Annotated in this window: 18 protein-coding genes and 1 pseudogene; 12 read left to right on the forward strand and 7 right to left on the reverse strand. The window is 68.6% G+C overall.

Annotated features, from left to right (window positions below; all coding sequences use genetic code 11):
- Positions 1-89 precede the first annotated feature (89 nt).
- The gene (locus QRN27_RS16270) at positions 90-554 is read left to right on the forward strand and encodes a GNAT family N-acetyltransferase (RefSeq protein ID WP_194670137.1); all 465 of its coding nucleotides are present in this window, start codon (positions 90-92) and stop codon (positions 552-554) included.
- On the opposite strand, the gene QRN27_RS16275 is transcribed toward QRN27_RS16270, so the two are convergent.
- From QRN27_RS16275 to QRN27_RS16285, 3 genes are all read right to left on the reverse strand, one after another.
- Positions 551-1,297, reverse strand: coding sequence for a GTP pyrophosphokinase (locus QRN27_RS16275; RefSeq protein ID WP_285043144.1), 747 nt, complete (start codon positions 1,295-1,297; stop codon positions 551-553). The two genes, QRN27_RS16270 and QRN27_RS16275, sit on opposite strands and share 4 nt — an antisense overlap.
- 111 nt (positions 1,298-1,408) lie before the next feature.
- Positions 1,409-1,864 (reverse strand): VanZ family protein, encoded by a 456-nt coding sequence (locus QRN27_RS16280; protein WP_194670135.1) that lies wholly within the window; start codon positions 1,862-1,864, stop codon positions 1,409-1,411.
- Between the two features lie 96 nt (positions 1,865-1,960).
- Entirely contained in the window at positions 1,961-2,332 is a 372-nt protein-coding gene (locus QRN27_RS16285; RefSeq protein WP_194670134.1) for an RNA-binding S4 domain-containing protein, read from the reverse strand.
- 38 nt (positions 2,333-2,370) lie between these two features.
- On the opposite strand from QRN27_RS16285, the gene QRN27_RS16290 reads away from it, so the two are divergent.
- The 5 genes and pseudogenes from QRN27_RS16290 (at position 2,371) to QRN27_RS16310 (ending at position 5,038) form a co-directional block, all read left to right on the forward strand.
- Positions 2,371-2,493, forward strand: a complete 123-nt coding sequence (locus QRN27_RS16290; protein WP_285043145.1) for a hypothetical protein — start codon at positions 2,371-2,373, stop codon at positions 2,491-2,493.
- An 18-nt stretch (positions 2,494-2,511) separates the two neighbouring features.
- Positions 2,512-3,069: pseudogene (locus QRN27_RS16295) on the forward strand (CDP-alcohol phosphatidyltransferase family protein); the annotation flags it as partial.
- Complete coding sequence (locus QRN27_RS16300; RefSeq protein ID WP_285043147.1) at positions 3,062-3,583, forward strand: FHA domain-containing protein; 522 nt, start codon at positions 3,062-3,064, stop codon at positions 3,581-3,583. The pseudogene QRN27_RS16295 and the gene QRN27_RS16300, both read left to right, overlap by 8 nt.
- Positions 3,583-4,287: a transcriptional regulator FtsR gene (gene ftsR, locus QRN27_RS16305; protein WP_285043148.1), complete on the forward strand. Its 705-nt coding sequence runs from the start codon at positions 3,583-3,585 to the stop codon at positions 4,285-4,287. The genes QRN27_RS16300 and ftsR overlap by 1 nt, the downstream gene beginning before the upstream one ends.
- Positions 4,288-4,489: 202 nt before the next feature.
- Positions 4,490-5,038: a MerR family transcriptional regulator gene (locus QRN27_RS16310; RefSeq protein ID WP_056005382.1), complete on the forward strand. Its 549-nt coding sequence runs from the start codon at positions 4,490-4,492 to the stop codon at positions 5,036-5,038.
- Between the two features lie 246 nt (positions 5,039-5,284).
- Here QRN27_RS16310 and QRN27_RS16315 read toward each other — a convergent pair whose 3' ends face one another.
- Positions 5,285-6,151: a ParA family protein gene (locus QRN27_RS16315; protein WP_082455728.1), complete on the reverse strand. Its 867-nt coding sequence runs from the start codon at positions 6,149-6,151 to the stop codon at positions 5,285-5,287.
- 73 nt (positions 6,152-6,224) lie between these two features.
- Between QRN27_RS16315 and QRN27_RS16320 the strand changes: the two genes are divergently transcribed.
- Both QRN27_RS16320 and QRN27_RS16325 read left to right on the forward strand, forming a co-directional pair.
- Positions 6,225-9,632, forward strand: a complete 3,408-nt coding sequence (locus tag QRN27_RS16320; protein WP_285043149.1) for a pyruvate carboxylase — start codon at positions 6,225-6,227, stop codon at positions 9,630-9,632.
- 93 nt (positions 9,633-9,725) lie between these two features.
- A complete protein-coding gene (locus tag QRN27_RS16325) occupies positions 9,726-10,217 on the forward strand; it encodes a peptide deformylase (RefSeq protein ID WP_056005388.1) in 492 nt (163 codons plus the stop codon).
- A gap of 75 nt (positions 10,218-10,292) precedes the next feature.
- On the opposite strand, the gene QRN27_RS16330 is transcribed toward QRN27_RS16325, so the two are convergent.
- Complete coding sequence (locus QRN27_RS16330) at positions 10,293-12,122, reverse strand: AMP-dependent synthetase/ligase (RefSeq protein WP_285043150.1); 1,830 nt, start codon at positions 12,120-12,122, stop codon at positions 10,293-10,295.
- A gap of 186 nt (positions 12,123-12,308) precedes the next feature.
- Here QRN27_RS16330 and QRN27_RS16335 point away from each other — a divergent pair, with 186 nt between their 5' ends.
- The 3 genes from QRN27_RS16335 to QRN27_RS16345 all read left to right on the forward strand — a co-directional run bounded on the left by QRN27_RS16335 (position 12,309) and on the right by QRN27_RS16345 (position 15,438).
- Positions 12,309-13,262, forward strand: a complete 954-nt coding sequence (locus QRN27_RS16335) for an ROK family protein (RefSeq protein WP_285043151.1) — start codon at positions 12,309-12,311, stop codon at positions 13,260-13,262.
- A gap of 26 nt (positions 13,263-13,288) precedes the next feature.
- Positions 13,289-13,972 carry a lysophospholipid acyltransferase family protein gene (locus QRN27_RS16340; RefSeq protein ID WP_056005397.1) on the forward strand — a complete coding sequence of 228 codons (684 nt, stop codon included), beginning with the start codon at positions 13,289-13,291 and terminating at the stop codon, positions 13,970-13,972.
- 119 nt (positions 13,973-14,091) lie between these two features.
- The gene (locus QRN27_RS16345; RefSeq protein ID WP_056005400.1) at positions 14,092-15,438 is read left to right on the forward strand and encodes a class II 3-deoxy-7-phosphoheptulonate synthase; all 1,347 of its coding nucleotides are present in this window, start codon (positions 14,092-14,094) and stop codon (positions 15,436-15,438) included.
- Between the two features lie 92 nt (positions 15,439-15,530).
- Here the strand turns inward: QRN27_RS16345 and pknB are convergent, their stop codons facing one another.
- Entirely contained in the window at positions 15,531-17,477 is a 1,947-nt protein-coding gene (pknB, locus tag QRN27_RS16350) for a Stk1 family PASTA domain-containing Ser/Thr kinase (RefSeq protein WP_285043152.1), read from the reverse strand.
- Positions 17,478-17,644: 167 nt separating this feature from the next.
- Between pknB and QRN27_RS16355 the strand changes: the two genes are divergently transcribed.
- On the forward strand, positions 17,645-17,986 hold the full coding sequence (locus QRN27_RS16355) for an Rv2175c family DNA-binding protein (RefSeq protein WP_285043153.1): 342 nt from the start codon (positions 17,645-17,647) through the stop codon (positions 17,984-17,986).
- Between the two features lie 50 nt (positions 17,987-18,036).
- On the opposite strand, the gene QRN27_RS16360 is transcribed toward QRN27_RS16355, so the two are convergent.
- Entirely contained in the window at positions 18,037-19,137 is a 1,101-nt protein-coding gene (locus QRN27_RS16360; protein WP_285043154.1) for a polyprenyl synthetase family protein, read from the reverse strand.
- Between the last annotated feature and the right edge of the window lie 72 nt (positions 19,138-19,209).

A 19,209-nucleotide genomic window follows, 5' to 3' on the forward strand; every position in this document is an offset into this window, starting at 1 on the left:
CGTGTGTCCTTCGGAGTCCAGCACGGTTCGGGTGTGAAGTATTCCCGTCACGGACCGAGGACGCCGCGGCCGTCTGGGAGGATGTCCTCATGAACGCCACGCTCGTCCGCATGCCAGCCGATCGACTGCGGGGGTGGATGCTCGCGGCGAACGCGCAGTACCGCCTCGAGCGCATCGAGGCGGGGGAGACGGAGGCTGAGGCGACGGCGAAGGCGGCGCAGTCCCTTGCGGAGACGTTCCCCGCCGGTCGCCTCCAGGTCGGCCATCTCGTCTTCGAGGTCGTCCTCGAGGAGACGGCGGTCGGCGTCCTCTGGATCGGACCGCGCAGCACGAGCCACCCGGATGAGTGGTGGATCTGGGACGTGGAGATCGACGAGCCATTCCGCGGACGAGGGCTCGGCCGGGAGGCCATGCAGCTTGCCGAGACGGCGGCCAAGGAACAGGGGGCGAAGACGCTCGGGCTGAACGTGTTCGGGTTCAACCGCATCGCACGAGGACTCTACGAGTCCCTCGGGTACGAGACGATGGCCGTGCAGATGCGGAAGGCGCTCTAGCGGGTCTCGAGCCCGTCGATGAGTTCGGTCATGACGCGGTCGGCGAGTGACGGCGGCCTCGGGTGTCCGTCGCGAGTGGTCTGCGGGCCGGTCGCGCTGTCGAGGGCGAGGACCTCGCCGTGGAGGTGCTCCATCTTCGCGTCCAGCCGTGAGGCCGCCTCCGCGGCGTGCTTGAGCTCCGCGAGCAGGGTGTCGGGAACGGCTTTGTCGTACTTGTAGTAGATCTTGTGCTCGAGGCTGGCCCAGAAGTCCATCGCGATCGTCCGGAACTGGATCTCGACCGGGACCTGGACGACACCGTCCGACATGAACACGGGCACCTCGACGATGGCGTGGAGACTCTGGTAGCCGTTCGGCTTGGGGTTCGCGATGTAGTCCTTGACCTTCACGACCGTGATGTCCTGCTGGCTGGTGAGCAGCTCGAACACCTTGTAGGTGTCGGAGATGAAGCTGCAGGTCACGCGGATCCCGGCGATGTCCGTGATGTGTTCGCGGATGTCGTCAATGTCCTGTCCGTACTGCTTCCGCTCGATCTTCCCGATGATGCTCTCGGGCGATTTCAACCGCGAGCTGATGTGCTCGATGGGGTTGTAGTCGTGGATCTGCGTGAACTCCTCCTTGAGGATGTTCAGCTTCGTCGTGATCTCGTCGATGCCGAACTTGTACAGCATCATGAACCGCGTGAACTCGTCCTTGAGCCGTTTCAGCTCTTCGAGGTTCCCCGACGACGATGGTCCACTCATGGCTTGCACTCCAGCTCGGTATCCGACGGGCCGACGGCCCGCTCGCACTCTACTGAAAGGGCCTTGGAACCACTCTCAGCCTGGACCCGGTCGACGGGCACGTCCGTCCGATCAGTGCTGCAGGGCCGGACGCCGCCGGGCCGAGGCGCGCGCTCGGCGCCCGCTCCCGGCAGTCAGGACGAGGCCGACCACCACGCCGGCGACGGCACCGGAGGTGTTGGCGAGGAGGTCGCGGGGATCGCTCACCCGTCCGGGGATGGTGAGCTGCGCCGTCTCGATGGCGACGGTGAGGGTCGCGGCGATCAGCACGGCGAGCCACCACCGGCGTCGGCCGAGCAAAAGGAGGAAGAAGACGCCGATCGGAACGAACATGGCGACGTTCGCTCCGAACTCCAGCCGCTCGTACGTGATCCAGGCGGTCGTCTCCCACCGCGCGAGGACGTCGACGATCCGGTACACGAGCGACTCGGTCCGTCCGTCGAACGGCCGGGGGCCGAGCGTGATCATCGCGACGAGTCCCAGGTACACCACGGTCAGGGTGCTGAGGACGGGATGGCGACGGAACATCCGTCAAGCATGCACCAACCACCTTGGCGGTACGTGGGTGCCGTCTGAACCGTCAGCCGCGACGGCTGAGCGCCGCCCGATGGTGCGCTCCGTGCCTCAACGACCTCGGAGTCGCTCGATGTCACGGCGTTCGCGCTTGGTCGGGCGGCCGGCCCCGCGGTCACGGACGGCGACGACCTGGCGCTCGGCGGGGGTCGGAAGCGGGGGAGAGCGGTCGATCAGGCACTCGGCCGCCACGTCGGCGCCGACCCGTTTCGCGATGAGGCGTCGCACCTCCACGACACGATCGAAGCCGGCCACCCGGAGACGCACCTCGTCGCCGATGCGGACGGGCTGAGCCGGTTTCGCGCGGTCGCCGTTGACCCGCACATGGCCGGCGCGACAAGCGGAGGCGCCGGCGGAGCGGGTCTTCGTCAGGCGGACGGCCCACACCCACGCATCGACGCGCACGCTCGAAGGGCTCTCCATCCTCCGATGCTAGAGCAGCCGCTCGGTAGACTCGACCCGTGACGGACGGGGTGGGACGAGGGCATCGACGGACCGGCGAGGACCGCCTGGTCACGATCCCGAACGCGCTCAGCGTCCTCCGCATCCTGCTCGTCCCGGTCTTCCTGATCCTGCTCGTGTAGGGCGAGGCCCTCTGGGCGCTCGTGACGCTCGCGTTCTCAGGCGTCACCGACCTCCTCGACGGATGGATCGCCCGGCGGTTCGACCAGATGACGCGACTCGGACGTCAGCTCGATCCCGCGGCCGACCGGCTCTACATCATCGCGGCGCTCATCGGCCTGGCCGCCCGCGACCTCATCCCGTGGTGGTGGCTGATCGTCGTCGTGGCGAGGGACGTGCTGCTGGTCGGATTGGCGGTCGTCCTCCACCGGTCCGGCTCGGGGATGCTGCCCGTGACACGGGTCGGGAAGTGGGGCACGGCGCTGCTCTTCATCGGGCTCCCGGTCCTCATGCTCGGAGCGGCGTTCCCTGCCGTGGCGATGGTCGCGACGCCACTCGGTTGGGTCTCGTGGATCGCCGGAGCGGCGCTCTACTGGTGGGCGGGTGTCCTGTACCTGCTGCAGACCGTCCGCATCGCGGGTGACCGCCGTCCGGGGCGGCCGGACGGTGCCGGATCCGTCACGTCACCCTCGTCCGGGCGGCTCGACAGGCACGCCACATCGGATACGCTTGACGGAGAGGAGGTCGACGGTGGCTGAGCACGATGAGAAGTATCCCGCGACCGGGGCGTACACGCCGGGATCCGTCACTGACGGAGCACCGACGAGCGGCTCGGGCGAACGGGAAGTCGACACGACACTCACCTTCGGTGAAGACCTCGGAGCAGCCCTCGCGGCGATCGACTCCGACGTCACCGCTGAGGAGCATGAGGCGATCGCGGCACTCCCTTCCGGGTCTGCGCTGCTGATCGTCCGTCGCGGGCCGAACGCCGGAGCGCGGTTCCTCCTCGACGCCGACGTCACGACCGTCGGCCGACACCCCGAGGCCGACATCTTCCTCGACGACGTCACCGTCTCGCGTCGCCACACGGAGTTCCACCGTCACGGCACGGCCTTCGAGATCCGCGACCTCAACTCGCTGAACGGCACCTACTTCGACGGCGTCCGCATCGACAAGGCCATCCTGCGCGACGCCGCGGAGGTCCAGATCGGCAAGTTCCGCCTCACCTTCTACGCGTCGCGGATCGACCTCGCCTCCCAGCTGGGAAGCTAGTGGCGGCAGCCAGCGCGAACGCGCGAAGCGATGCTGCTCCGCTGCTCAGCATCGGGCAGGTCCTCGCGCGTCTCACTCCGGAGTTCCCCGAGCTGAGCAATTCGAAGCTCCGCTTCCTCGAGGAGCAGGGCCTCGTCTCGCCGGCGCGCACGAAGTCCGGCTACCGGAAGTTCTCGGGCGACGATCTGGAGCGGCTCCGGCTCATCCTGTCGATGCAGCGCGACCACTACTTCCCGTTGAAGGTCATCCGCACCTACCTCGTCGAGGTCGACGCAGGCCGGTCTCCGATGTTCCCCGGCTCGGGGCAGTCGGTCGGCGCACCGTCGATCCACCCGAGCGCCCGCAGGTTCTCCCGGAACGAGCTCATCCGTGAGGCCGGAGCCACGCCGATGCTGTTCAACGACGCGGTGAGCGCCTCCCTGATCCTCCCGGCGGAGAACTACGGCGAAGACGTGGCGTCGTTGCTGCGCATCCTGGTCGAGTTGCAGCGGTCCGGCATCGAGCCTCGCCATCTGCGCGGGTTCCGTGCCTCGGTCGAGCGCGAGGTCGGACTGATCGAGAGCGCGCTGAGCGCCGTGTCCAAGCGGAACGACGCCGCGGGGCGCGCCCGCACCGCCGACCGCGCCGTGGAGATCGCGGCCCAGCTCGAGGGGGTGCGGTCGAACCTCGTCCGCACCGCGCTCGAACGACACCAATCCTCCTGACGAGCCGTCCAGGGCGTAGACTGCCCTCATCCATCACGGCCAGGTCACAGTTCGGTCACTCGTCACGACACGCCGCCCGTTTCGAACGGATGTCGCAACGTTGGCAGCGGCTGATCGATACCGTGGTGGAAGCGGCCGAGCCGTTCCGACGCCCCCGTCAGGACCACGCAGACCGTGAAGCGAACATCGAGGAGAAGCAGACATGAGTGAACTCAGTCGCGACGGTGCGTCACGATACGGTGACCTCGGGCTGCTGTTCACCGATGGACTGCCGGAACTCGAAGAGGGCCAGGGCTACCGCGGAGCCATCGCCGCCCGCGCCGCCGGCATCAGCTACCGCCAGCTCGACTACTGGGCTCGCACCGGTCTCGTCGAGCCCACCGTGCGCGGAGCATCCGGGTCCGGGACGCAGCGTCTCTACGGGTTCCGCGACATCCTCGTCCTGAAGCTCGTCAAGCGTCTCCTGGACACGGGGATCTCCCTCCAGCAGATCCGCACCGCGGTCGACCAGCTCCGAGAGGCCGGCATCGTCGACCTCGCCCAGACCACGCTGATGAGCGATGGGGCCAGCGTCTACCTGTGCACGTCCAACGATGAGGTCATCGACCTCGTCAGCCGCGGGCAGGGCGTCTTCGGCATCGCCGTCGGCAAGGTCCTCCGCGAAGTGGAGTCGACCCTCATCGAGTTCGACGCCCAGTCGGCCGACCCGATGGACGAGCTCGCCGCGCGTCGTTCCGCCCGCACCGCGTAACCATCGCTCTCGCGCGTCCCGGTCCTCGAGGCCGGAGCCGTGCTGTACCCATCACACCGGACCCTGAGCCCGTCGAAGAGCCTGCTACCGGTCCCTGAGCTTGTCGAAGGGCCTGCTACCGGTCCCTGAGCTTGTCGAAGGGCCTGCCATCGGTCTCTGAGCCCGTCGAAGAGCACGACACTCAGGCCGCCGAACGACCGTCCGCCGATGCCCGACGTCGCGCCGACGAGATCGGCGGCGCCGCGATCAGCCTTCGGTGACGGGCGTCTCGACGGTGGACGTGCTGGTCACGGCCGCAGGCTCCGGGGGAGCGCCGTCGGCGTACTCGCCGACCCGGCCGGTGCGGAGCACGCGGTCGAGGAGCGAGTCGAAGTTCTTCGCCATCTCCTGCGCCGTGTCGCCCGGCCAGACGTGGACGGGCTTCGCCGCGCCCTGGGCCTGCTGCAGCGAGGTGCGCTCGAGGAGCTGCGGATTGAGGATGAGGGGGCCGAACATGTCGCGGAGTTCCTTGATGCGGAACTGGTGCTCCATGGACTGCGGACGCACCCGGTTGACGATGATGCCGAGCGGCTGGAGCCGGGGGCTCAGCCCGCGGCGGATCTCCTCGACGGCGCGGAGCGCGCGGTCGGCCGCGGAGACGGAGAAGAGGCCGGGCTCGGTGACGACGGCCACGCGGTCGCTGGCGGCCCAGGCCGTGCGGGTGAGGGCGTTGAGCGAGGGGGCGCTGTCGATGAGGACGAGGTCGTACTCCTCCTCGACGTGTGCGAGTGCCTCTTCGAGCCGCCAGATGTCGCGGATGCTCGGGTGCGGGCCGTCGAAGTTGATCGCGGATGGACTGCCGATCATGACGTCCATCTTGCCCGGGTGGATCTTCGTCCAGCCGCTCGCCACGATCGCCTGCTCGACGATCTTCTTCTTCGGCGAGGTCAGCACATCCGTCACCGTGAGGTGACCGGCGACGTCGACGGCCATGCCGGTCGAGACGTCGGATTGCGGGTCGAGATCCACGACCAACGTGCGGATGTCCTTCGAGAACGCGGCGGAAGCCAGGCCAAGGGTGACGGTGGTCTTGCCGACGCCCCCCTTCAGGGAGCTAACGCTGAGTACATGCACAAGGCTCAACGTTACCGTGACTAGGCTAGGGAATCTCAACGTTTGCTGAGTTGGCTGTTGTGGAAAGGGTTCCATGTTCAGGAAGATTCTTGTCGCCAATCGCGGAGAGATCGCCATCCGGGCGTTCCGTGCCGCGTATGAGCTGGGGGCGAAGACGGTTGCGGTGTTCCCGTATGAGGACCGCAACTCGATGCATCGGTTGAAGGCCGATGAGGCCTACCAGATCGGTTCCGAGGGTCATCCCGTGCGGGCCTACCTCGACGTCTCGGAGATCATCCGGGTCGCGAAGGAGTCGGGCGCCGACGCCATCTACCCCGGGTACGGCTTCCTCTCGGAGAACCCCGAGCTCGCCGAGGCGGCCCGTGCCGCGGGCATCACCTTCATCGGCCCGCCGTCGTCGGTGCTGGAGATGGCCGGGAACAAGGTCACCGCGAAGGAGCACGCGATCGCCGCCGGCGTCCCGGTGCTGAAGTCGACCCCGGCCAGCCGCGACATCGAGGAGCTGCTGGCGGGAGCCGCCGAGATCGGGTTCCCGATCTTCGCGAAGGCGGTCGCTGGCGGTGGCGGCCGCGGTATGCGCCGCGTCGACACCGAGGCCGACCTCCGGGGCGCCCTCGAGGCGGCCATGCGTGAGGCGGACAGCGCCTTCGGCGACCCCACGATGTTCCTCGAGCAGGCCGTCGTCCGGCCGCGCCACATCGAGGTCCAGATCCTGGCCAGCGCCGACGGTGAGACCATCCACCTGTTCGAGCGTGACTGCTCGGTGCAGCGTCGGCACCAGAAGGTCGTCGAGATCGCTCCGGCCCCGAACCTCGACGAGGACACCCGCCAGGCGATGTACCGCGACGCCATCGCGTTCGCGAAGTCGATCGGATACGTCAACGCCGGAACGGTCGAGTTCCTGCTCGACACCGCCGGTGAGCGCAAGGGCCAGCACGTCTTCATCGAGATGAACCCGCGCATCCAGGTCGAGCACACGGTCACCGAGGAGGTCACCGACGTCGACCTCGTGCAGTCGCAGATGCGGATCGCTGCGGGCGAGTCGCTGACGGACCTCGGGCTCACCCAGGACTCGCTCCACCTGCGGGGCTTCGCGCTGCAGTGCCGCATCACCACCGAGGACCCCACGGCGGGCTTCCGACCCGACACCGGCAAGATCACGACGTACCGGTCCCCGGGTGGCGGTGGCATCCGCCTCGACGGCGGCACGGTCGCGTCCGGTGCCCAGATCAGCCCGCACTTCGACTCGATGCTCGCCAAGCTCACCTGCCGAGGCCGCACCTTCGAAGCCGCGGTCACGCGGGCGAAGCGCGCCCTCGCGGAGTTCCGCATCCGCGGCGTCTCCACGAACATCCCCTTCCTCCAGGCGGTGCTCGAGGACGACTCCTTCGTCGCCGGCGACCTCAGCACCTCCTTCATCGACGAGCGACCGCAGCTGCTGCGCGGACACGTCTCGAAGGACCGCGGGACGAAGATCGTCAACTGGCTCGCGGACGTCACGGTGAACCAGCCGAACGGCTCCCGCCCGCCCGGACCGGACCCTGTCGACAAGCTCCCGTCCATCGACATCACCGCCGACGCTCCGGCCGGTTCGCGCCAGCGGCTGCTCGAGCTCGGCCCGAAGGGCTTCGCCGAGGCGCTCCGTGCGCAGACGGCGCTGGCGGTCACGGAGACCACGTTCCGAGACGCGCACCAGTCGCTCCTGGCCACCCGTGTCCGGACGAAGGACCTCCTCGCCGTGGCGCCGTTCGTCTCCCGGCTCACCCCCGAGCTGCTGTCCGTCGAGGCCTGGGGCGGTGCCACCTACGACGTCGCCTTGCGTTTCCTCGGCGAGGAGCCCTGGGAGCGACTCGCCTCCCTGCGGCAGGCCATGCCGAACATCGCGATCCAGATGCTGCTCCGCGGACGCAACACCGTCGGGTACACGCCGTACCCCACCGAGGTGACCAACGCCTTCGTGCGCGAGGCCGCCGACACCGGGATCGACATCTTCCGGATCTTCGACGCGCTCAACGACGTGTCGCAGATGCGACCGGCCATCGACGCGGTCCTCGAGACCGGGACGACGATCGCGGAGGTCGCGGTCTGCTACACGGGAGACCTGCTGAACCCCGCCGAGGACCTCTACACCCTCGACTACTACCTGCGACTCGCGGAGAAGATCGTCGAGTCCGGCGCGCACGTGCTCGCCATCAAGGACATGGCAGGCCTGCTCCGCCCGTCGGCGGCGGCGAAGCTCGTCGCGGCGTTCCGCGAGCGGTTCGATCTGCCGGTCCACGTGCACACGCACGACACGCCGGGCGGACAGCTCGCGACGCTCCTGGCCGCGAGCAACGCCGGCGCGGACGCCGTCGACGTCGCGAGCGCCCCCATGGCCGGCACCACCAGCCAGCCCTCGGCGTCGTCGCTCGTCGCCGCGCTGGCCCACACGGAGCGCGACACCGGCATCTCGCTGCAGGCGATCGCCGATCTCGAGCCGTACTGGGAGGCCGTCCGGGCGATGTACCGTCCGTTCGAGTCCGGACTCGCCGGCCCGACCGGTCGCGTGTACACCCACGAGATCCCCGGTGGCCAGCTGTCGAACCTCCGCCAGCAGGCGATCGCCCTCGGACTCGCCGACCACTTCGAGCTCATCGAGGACATGTACGCGGCGTCCAACAAGATCCTCGGCCGCGTGCCGAAGGTCACCCCCTCCAGCAAGGTCGTCGGCGATCTCGCCCTCCACCTCGCCGCCGTCAAGGCGGACCCGGCCGACTTCGAGGCGAACCCCGACAAGTACGACGTCCCGGATTCGGTCGTCGGCTTCATGGCGGGCGAACTCGGCGAACTGCCCGGCGGGTGGCCGGAGCCGTTCCGGTCGAAGGTGCTGGCCGGACGCTCCGTCGACATCGGGATCACCCCGATCTCGGCTGAGGACCAGGCCGCGTTGGACGGCGAGTCGGCCGAGCGTCGCTCGACCCTCAACCGCCTGCTGTTCCCTGCGCCGACCAAGCAGTTCGAGCAGCAGCGTGACCTGTACGGCGACCTCTCCGTCGTGGACACGGCCGACTACCTCTACGGTCTCGAGCCGGGCACGGAGCACGTCGTCGAGATCGACAAGGGTGTCCGGCTGTTCGTCGGCCTCGAAGCGATCGGTGCGGCGGACGAAAAGGGCATGCGGACCGTCATGGCGACGCTCAACGGCCAGCTCCGTCCGGTGTTCGTCCGCGACCGCAGCGTCGAGGTCGACGTCCGGACGGCCGAGAAGGCCGACACCTCCGTGTCGGGCCAGGTCGCCGCGCCGTTCTCCGGCGTCGTCACCGTGAAGGTCGCCATCGGCGACCGCGTCGAGGCCGGCCAGCCGGTCGCCTCGATCGAGGCCATGAAGATGGAGGCGGCCATCACGACCGCCGTCGCGGGTGTCGTCGAGCGGCTCGCGATCCCGGCAACCCAGCAGGTGGAGGCGGGCGATCTGCTCGTCGTCGTGAAGCCGAACGCCTGATCATCCCCGAGACCGGTCGTGTCCCTCCCCGGAGGCGATGCGGCCGGTCTCCGCTGCCACCACCACCGCCATCCGCCCGGAAGGACCCCACCCGTGACGACACGCCCCATCAGACTCTTCGGTGACCCGGTCCTGAAGGCCCAGACGACCGAGGTCGGCGCGATCGACGACGACATCCGAAGCCTCGTGCGCGACCTCGTCGACAGCGTCGAGCTCCCGGGACGGGCCGGCGTCGCGGCGACCCAGATCGGCGTCGGTCTGCGGGTGTTCAGCTACAACGTCGACGGCGTGATCGGGTATCTCATCAACCCGAGGCTCGTCGAAGTCCGCGGTGAACCCGAGGAGATCGGCGAGGGATGCCTCTCGGTCCCAGGTCTCTGGTTCCCGACGCCGCGCCATCCCTACGCACGTGCGGTCGGTGTGGACCTCGACGGCGAGGAGCTGGTCGTGGAGGGCGAAGGTCTGCTCGCGCAGGCGTTGCAGCACGAGACCGACCACCTCGACGGGATGCTCTACCTCGACCGCTTGTCGAAGGAACACCGGCGCGAGGCGATGCGGCAGGTCCGCGAGAGCGACTGGTTCTAAGCGCCCCGCGAGACGCACGAGGCGCAGCACTGCGGGCCCGGCGAACGGAGGTCCGGACGCCGACCCCCAGACGGGTCACTTCAGGGACATCCCCTGGGTCTCGGGGGAGCCCGCTCCGAGGTACATGCCCTCGATCGTCTCCGCGAAGTCCTTCAGGATCACGTTGCGCTTGATGCTCAGCTTCGGGGTGAGGTGCCCGCTCGCCTCCGTGAGTTCCTCGTCGAGGATCACGAACTTCCGGATCGACTCCGCGCGGGACACCTTGGTGTTCGCCTCGTCGATGGCGCGCTGGACGGCGGCGAGGACGGCGGGGTTCCGTGCCGCGTCCTGAGCGCTCATCGACGCGTCCTGCCCGTTGTTGGCGAGCCAGGAGGGCAACATCTCGGTGTCGAGGGTGATGAGCGCGCTGATGAACGGCTTCTGGTCGCCGACGACGACCACCTGGCCGACGACCGGTGTCGCGCGGATCGGGTCCTCGAGCGCGGCCGGGGCCACGTTCTTCCCGCCCGCGGTGACGATGATCTCCTTCTTGCGGCCCGTGATGGTCAGGAAGCCGTCGGTGTCGAACGACCCGATGTCGCCGGTGCGGAACCAACCGTCGTCGAAGGCCTCGGCCGTCGCCTCGGGGTTCTTCCAGTACTCCTTGAAGACGTTGATACCGCGGACCTCGACCTCGCCGTCGTCGGCGATGCGCAGGGAGACTCCGGGCAGTGCGGGGCCGACGGTGCCGATCTTCGACTTCTGCGCGAGGTTGACGGTGGCCGGCGCGGTGGTCTCGGTCAGGCCGTAGCCCTCGAGGATCACGATGCCGAGCGCGTGGAAGAAGTGGCCGAGTCGCGGGCCGAGGGGAGCGCTCCCCGAGACCGCGTAGCGGACGCGGCCACCCATCGCCGTGCGGATCTTCGACAGCACCAGGCGGTCGAGGACGCGGAACTTGAGCTTCAGACCGAGGGGGACCGTCCCGGACTCGAGCGCCTTCGAGTAGGCGATGCCCGTCTCGGCTGCCGCGCGGAAGATCTTGCCCTTCCCGCCCGCCTCCGCCTTCTGCTCCGAGGAGTTGTAGACCTTCTCGAACACGCGTGGCACGGCGAGCAGGAAGGTGGGCTTGAAGGTGCCGAGCGAGGGGAGGAGCTGCTTGGTGTCGGGCTGGTGCCCCGTCTTCACCCCGGAGTGCACGCACAGCACCGCGATGAACCGAGCGAAGATGTGGGCGGTCGTGATGAAGAGGAGGGTCGAGGCGCCGGGAGCGGACACGACGTCCTTGAGCGCTACCGCGGAGTTCCGAGAAAGCTCGACGAAGTTCGAGTGGGTGAGCACACAACCCTTCGGACGACCGGTCGATCCCGAGGTGTAGATGAGGGTCGCCATGTCCGAGCCCACCGCGAGGTTGCGACGGCGTTCGATCTCGGCGTCGGGGACGTCGACTCCGGCGGCGGAGAGCTTGTCGAGGTCGCCGAGGTCGATCTGCCACACCCGCGTCACCTCGGGGAGGTCGCCGTGGACCTCGTCGAACCGGGCGAACTGGTCGGGGGTCTCGACCATGACGCTCGTCGCGCCGGAGTCGCCCAGGATCCACTGGACCTGGCTCGGCGAGCTCGTCTCGTAGATGGGGACGAGCAGTGCGCCCGCGAACCAGGCGGCGAAGTCGATGAGCGTCCACTCGTAGCGGGTCTTGCACATGAGCCCGATCTTGCTGCCGGGCTCGATGCCGGCCGCGACGAAGCCCTTCGCGAGCGCGACGACCTGTGCGTGGAACTCGGCGGTGGTCACATCCACCCACTCCGAACCACGTGGCACGGCGAACAGTGGGGCGTTCGGTGCAGCGGCCAACCGCTTCACGAGCAGATCGGTCGCATTGGCGGATGGGTCTGCTGCGACGACTGCAGGGACGTCGAACTGTTCCACGGCAACTCCTTCGGTACCAGGTCGGCAAGATGTGGCTCCATCCTAGGGCACCGGTATTCACGCGGTTTCTGTGGCGCGCAGCGGCTCAGTAGACTCGACTGCGGCGTGCGGAGGACCGACGCTCGAGCCGACGGATCTGCGCATGGCAGCGACGTCGGCGCCACAGGACAGGGAGACGGCATCGTTATGGCCAACGCGATCGGCATCGACATCGGCGGGACGAAGATCGCGGGCGGTGTCGTCGACGACGAGGGCCGGATCCTCGCGGCCGGGCGCACGCCGACGCAGGCCGCCGATCCCGACGCCATCATCGAGGACGTCGTCGCCATGGTCCGGTCGCTGGACGACGGCAGCATCAAGAGTGTCGGCGTCGCCGCGCCGGGGTTCTTCGACGCCACCCGCTCCACGGTCTTCTACTCACCGAACATCGCCTGGCGGAACGAGCCCTTGCAGGCGCGACTCGCGGCCCGCTTGCCCGACAAGATCGTCACGATCGAGAACGACGCGAACGCCGCAGGCTGGGCCGAGTTCCGCTTCGGCGCCGGTCGCGACGAGCGCAGCATGGTCATGGTCACGATCGGTACGGGTGTGGGCGGGGCGATCGTCCTGGACGACCGGCTGCTCACGGGCGGCTTCGGCAGCGGGGCGGAGCTCGGACACATGCGGCTCATCCCCGACGGGCTGCCCTGTGGCTGCGGTGCCCGCGGCTGCGTCGAGCAGTACTGCTCGGGGAACGCGCTGTTGCGCCTCGCCAACGGCGCCGCGGACGCAGGCGGCGACGGTGCCGCCCTCGCGCGGGCACGCGCTGCCGCAGGAGGCGTCTTGAACGGTCACCACGTCTCCGCCCTGCTGGAGGCCGGTGACCCCGGTGCCCTCCGGTGCCTCCGCGAACTCGCCGGCCTGCTGGGCCAGGCCCTCGCGAGCATGTCGGCCATCCTCGACCCGAACGTGTTCGTCATCGGTGGTGGCGTCGCCCAGGCCGGAGACCTCCTGCTCGACCCGGTGCGCGAGGCGTTCCTGGCCCACCTCCCGGCGCGCGGCTTCCACCCCGAGCCGAGCTTCAGCATCGCCGAGCTCGTGAACGACGCCGGTGTCATCGGTGCCGGGGATCTCGCCAGGAGCGCCCTCGTCGTCGGCTGACGGCTGCGGGCAGACGGAGGAGCACGATGTTCTACTGGTTCATGAAGTACCTGGTCGCCGGTCCGATCCTCAAGACGATCTTCCGTCCCTGGGTGATCGGTGCCGAGAACATCCCGGAGCACGGTGGCGCGATCATCGCGAGCAACCACCTGTCCTTCATCGACTCGGTCATCCTGCCGCTGTGTGTCGACCGGCGCATCTCCTTCCTGGCCAAGAGCGAGTACTTCCGCGGGAAGGGGTTCGGTGGCTGGGCGACGAAGACCTTCATGCTGGGCACCGGGCAGCTCCCGATCGACCGCTCGGGCGGCAAGGCCTCCGAGGCGTCGCTCAACACCGGCTTGGCTGTCCTCGGTGGCGGCAACCTCCTCGGGATCTACCCGGAGGGCACCCGCAGTCCCGACGGCACCATGTACCGCGGACGCACCGGGGTCGCGCGCATGGTGCTCGAGGCGGGCGTGCCCATCGTCCCCATCGCGATGATCGACACGGAGAAGGTCATGCCGATCGGGACGAAGCTGCCGCGCATCCGCCGGATCGGCATCGTCATCGGGAAACCGCTCGACTTCTCGCGGTTCGCCGGGATGGAGGGCGACCGCTTCATCCTCCGGAGCGTGACCGACGAGCTGATGGTCGAACTCCGGAAGCTCTCCGGTCAGGACTACCGCGACGTCTACGCGACGAGCGTCAAGGAGCGCGCCGCGTCGGCGTGACGCTAAGCTGAAAAACCGGGCCGCGATCGCGGCCCGTTCCCCCGTCCGGGCGAGCTCCGGAGCGCGTCCGGTCGAAGAGAGACAGGAAATCCGTGTCCCACGCTACAGAACCAGTCGTCATGGCCGAACCCTCGGTGATCGCCGGACTGGACTATTGGCGTGAGCTGCCGATCAAGCAGCAGCCGTCGTGGCCGGACCAGGCGGCAGTGGCCCGCGCGTCGGCCGAACTCGCCACGCTCCCGCCACTCGTCTTCGCCGGCGAGGTCGACATCCTGCGCGACCGGCTGGCCCGTGCGGCGAGCGGGAACGCGTTCCTGCTACAGGGCGGCGACTGCGCCGAGACCTTCGCTGGTGCCACGGCCGAGCAGATCCGCAACCGGGTGAAGACGGTCCTCCAGATGGCCGTCGTCCTGACGTACGGTGCGTCCATGCCCGTCGTCAAGATGGGCCGGATGGCCGGTCAGTTCGCCAAGCCGCGCTCGAACGACTCCGAGACGCGGGGCGACGTCACCCTGCCCGCCTACCGCGGCGACATCGTCAACGGCTACGACTTCACACCGGAGTCGCGGACCGCCGACCCTGCACGCCTCGTGAAGGGGTACCACACCTCGGCCTCCACGCTGAACCTCATCCGTGCGTTCACGCAGGGTGGGTTCGCCGACCTCCGCGAAGTGCACAGCTGGAACAAGGGCTTCGCGGCCAACCCGGTGAACCACCGCTACGAGGGGCTCGCTCGCGACATCGACCGCGCGATCAAGTTCATGGAAGCGGCGGGTGCCGACTTCGATCAGCTGCGCGGCGTCGAGTTCTACTCCAGCCACGAGGCGCTGCTCATGGACTACGAGCGTCCGATGACGCGCATCGACTCCCGGACGGGGACGCCGTACAACACCTCGGCGCACTTCGTGTGGATCGGTGAGCGCACGCGCGAGCTCGACGGCGCGCACGTCGACTTCCTCTCCCGGGTCCGCAACCCGATCGGCGTGAAGCTCGGCCCGACCACCTCGGCCGACGACATGCTCCGACTCATCGACAAGCTCGACCCGGAGCGCGAGCCGGGACGCCTCACGTTCATCACGCGCATGGGCGCCGGCAAGATCCGGGACGCCCTCCCGCCGTTGCTCGAGGCGATCAAGGGCGCCGACGCGACGCCCTTGTGGGTGACCGACCCGATGCACGGCAATGGACTCACGACGCCGACCGGCTACAAGACCCGTCGTTTCGACGACGTGGTCGACGAGGTCAAGGGCTTCTTCGAGGCGCACCGCGCCGCGGGGACCCACCCCGGCGGCATCCACGTCGAGCTCACCGGCGACGACGTGACGGAGTGCCTGGGCGGCTCGGAGCAGATCGACGAGGCGACCCTCGCGACCCGATACGAGTCCCTCTGCGACCCGCGCCTGAACCACATGCAGTCGCTCGAGCTCGCCTTCCTCGTGGCGGAGGAGCTCGCCGCCGCGAAGTAGTCCTGATCGACGAAGCGCCCATGCCTGGGAGACCGGGCATGGGCGCTTTGTCGTGCAACGTGCGGCGGACGCCGTACCGCTCGTGGTCGTGACTAGAGACCGAAGTCCGTGATGTTCACGGTCGAGCCCTTCTTCACCGACTTGCCTGCGGGTGGGTCCGTCTTCTTCACCTTGAAGAGGTCCCTGAACGACTCGTTCACCGCGATGTCGCCGACGGTGAACCCCGCGTCCTGCAGGGTCTTGATGGCCTGGTTGATCGTCTGACCGGTGGTGTCCGGGATCGCGACGAGCTCGACACCCTTCGAGACGATGAGGGTGACATCGTCGCCCGGGATGAACGCCGTCTCGTTGCCGTCGGCATCGGTCTTCGCCTGGATGCCGATCACCTGCCCGGACGGGATGGTGTCGTCGAATGCCTCCTCGGAGGTACCGACCCCAAGCCCGACGGCTTCGAGCGCGTCACGTGCCTGGTCGGGCGTCATGCCGGAGACCGACGGCACCTGGCCGGCGGAGACGAGCAACGTCACGGAGGAGCCCTGGAACGACGGCCCGCCCTGGCCGTAGTCGGCGCCGGAGGTCGTGTCGGACGCGGCCAGGACGATGTCCTTGGCGATGCTCGGGTCGAACTGCTGGTTCACGGTCGAGACCGTGACGCCCAGCGCTTGGAGCTGCTGCTCGGCGTCCGACTGGGTCAACCCGGCGAGCACTGGGATGTCCACGGGCTGTGGTCCTTGCGAGACCAGGACGGTCACGGTCGCACCCTTGTCGATCTTCGAGCCTGCCGGCGGGTCGCTGCCGGCGACGGTACCGGCTGGGACGGTGAGACTGTAGGTCGCGCCCTGGGCCGGGACGAATCCGAGCTCGGTGAGCTTCGACGCCGCTTGGTCGTAGTTGAGCTCCGTGACCCCGGGGACCTCCACGAGCGAGCCGGGGCCCTGTCCGAAGTACCAACCGGTGCCGCCCGCGAGTGCCGCGAGCATGAGCACGATCGTGAACAGGGCGACACCCACCCGGCTGCGCTTGCGAGTCTTCACGGCGAGCTTGCCGGGTCCGTCCGTCGCGTCCGCACGCACCGGGACCTGTTGCGGCTTGGTCCCGCGCCCGATCACCTGCGTGACGTCGTCGGCGTGCTCGCTGGAGTAGGAGGCGGGCATGACGATGGTCGGCTGTGCCCCCGTGGCGACGGAGGTGAACCCGAGGTTCGACTCGATCGACCGCAGTCGCTCGAGCATCTCACCGGCGTTCGACGGGCGGTCGTCCGGCTCGCGTTCGGTCGCCCAGAAGACGAGGTCGTCGAGCTCCTTCGGTACCGCCGGGTTCTTCGCGCTCGGAGCCGGCACCGACTCGTTCGCGTGCTGGTAAGCGATCTGCATCGGCTGCTCGCCCTTGTACGGCTGCTCACCGGTGAGCATCTCGTAGAGCATGATGCCGAGGGCGTAGATGTCGCTCCGGGCGTCGGCCTGTCCGCGGGTGACGAGTTCGGGGGAGAGGTAGGCGATCGTCCCGAGGAGCGCCTGGCCGGTCGCCGTGTTCGCACTCGCCGCCCTCGCGAGTCCGAAGTCGCCGATCTTGATGCGTCCGTCGTCGGCCAGGAGGACGTTCTCGGGCTTGACGTCGCGGTGCACGATGCCGGCCCGGTGCGCTGCCGCGAGACCCGAGAGCACGGCGTCGAGGATGTCGGCCGCCTGACGCGGGGTGAGGGTGCCGTTGTCGCGGATGAGGTCGCGGAGGGTGATGCCCGGCAGGTGCTCCATGACGAGGTACGCCATGTCGGAGTCCTGGCCCTGGTCGAACACGCTCACGACGTGCGGGTTCGCCAGTCGGGCCGCCGAGCGCGCCTCCTGGATGAAGCGGTTCTTGAACGTGGTGTCGTCGGACAGGTGGCCGTGCATGACCTTGATCGCGACACGCCGTTCCAGGCGCAGGTCGGTGGCCAGATAGACCGTGGCCATGCCGCCCCGGGCGATTCGTGAGCGCACCTGATATCTCCCGTCGAGGAGACGCCCGATCATCGGATCGGTCTGCTGATTGCTACTCACCAGTCGAGTGTATGGAACGACGACCACGAAGAGCTGTCAACACCCCGGGATGGGGCGGAGGCGGGGCGATCGTTACCCGAACGCGATCCACCGCGCGGGCGGAGCACCCGGCGGGACGTCGACGTGGACGGTGCCGAGCGGGCCATGGTCGTGGCAGACTGCTCTGCGTGACTGAGCAGAATACCGAACTCGTGTGGTTCACCCTTCCCGACCTGGCGACCGAACTCGGGCTGCCGATCCGACGCATCCGTCAGTACCTCGAGGAACGCGACCTCCTGGCCGTGCGTCGCGATGGCGTCCTGCAGGTGCCGTCGTCGTTCATCTCGGACGGTGGACCGGTCCACAACCTCCGTGGCACCCTGACCCTGTTGTCCGACAACGGGTTCGACGACGAGGCTGCGATGGTCTGGATGCTCGAGGAGGACGACGCCATCGGGACGTCGCCGATCGAGGCACTGCGTGCTGGCCGCCGTTCCGAGGTCCGTCGCGTCGCCCAGGCGCTCGCCTGACGAACACCGTCTGAGGATCGCCGGCATGACCGCCGACGGTCCGGCGCGGCTCAGGTCTCGCGGCGGGCCACCGAGACGGCGAGGCCGCGCAGGTGGGCTCGTGCGTCATCGTTGATCGGGGCTTCGCCCAGTGCTGAGAGCGCACGCGCGACGTGATCCTGGATGAGCTTCTCCACCTGGTCGACCGCGCCGCTGTCGCGGATCGTCGCCTGGAGCAGACCGATCTGGTCGTCATCCAGCTCCGGGTCGCCGAGCATCTCGTCGAGGATGGTCCGAGCTCCCGGCTGCAGCGCCTCCCGCGTGAGGGCGATGAGGATGGTCCGCTTCCCCTCACGGAGATCGTCGCCGCTCGGTTTGCCGGTCACGGCCGGGTCGCCGTAGACACCGAGCAGGTCGTCTCGGAGCTGGAAGGCGATGCCGAGCGGGAGGCCGTAGGCGCGCAAGGACGCGAGTTGTTGTTCGCTCCCTCCGCCGAGGAGGGCGCCGAGGGCGAGCGGCGACTCGATGCTGTACTTGGCGGACTTGTAGATCAGGACCCGCTCGGCCCGACGGCGCTGCTCGTCGTCCGCGGCGTCGCGCCACGCGCGCTCCTCGAGGATGTCGAGGTACTGTCCCGCCGTGACCTCGGTCCGCATGCGGTTGAACTCGGTACGCGCGGCGCGCGCGGCGCGTCGGTCGTCGAGGAGGTCGAGTCCGTCGTCGAGCAGTTCGTCGCTCCACCCCAGCAGTAGATCGCCGAGGAGCGTGGCCGCGCCGGTGCCGAAGGTGTCGGGGTCGCCGTCCCACCGGCTGCGACGGTGCAGTTCGGCGAAGGAGACGTGCGCGGACGGGCCGCCGCGGCGGGTGTCCGAGTTGTCGATGATGTCGTCGTGGACGAGTGCCGCCGCGTGGAAGAGCTCGAGGGCTCCGCAGGCCGCGATGACGGTGTCGATACCGCCCTGACCACCTGCGTGCCGACCGGTCGAGACGGCTTGCCAGCCCCGGAAGCAGAACTGCGCCCGGAACCGCTTCCCACCGCTGAGAAATTCCCGGGAGAAGTCGAGGAACGGGGAGAGCTCCGGGCCGATCTGCGCGACAATGGAGCTTCGCGAGGAGAGAAAGTCGGAGAGCCCGCGGCCCACCAGGGTGGCGAGTTCATTGCTTTCGATCACGCACCTAGCCTAGTCATGCTTCGGTGACTAGACTCGATCAACAACGTCGCGTCGTGTGACCTTGAGGGGAAT

The organism is Plantibacter sp. LMC-P-059a (genome assembly GCF_030209505.1).
GTDB lineage: Bacteria > Actinomycetota > Actinomycetes > Actinomycetales > Microbacteriaceae > Plantibacter.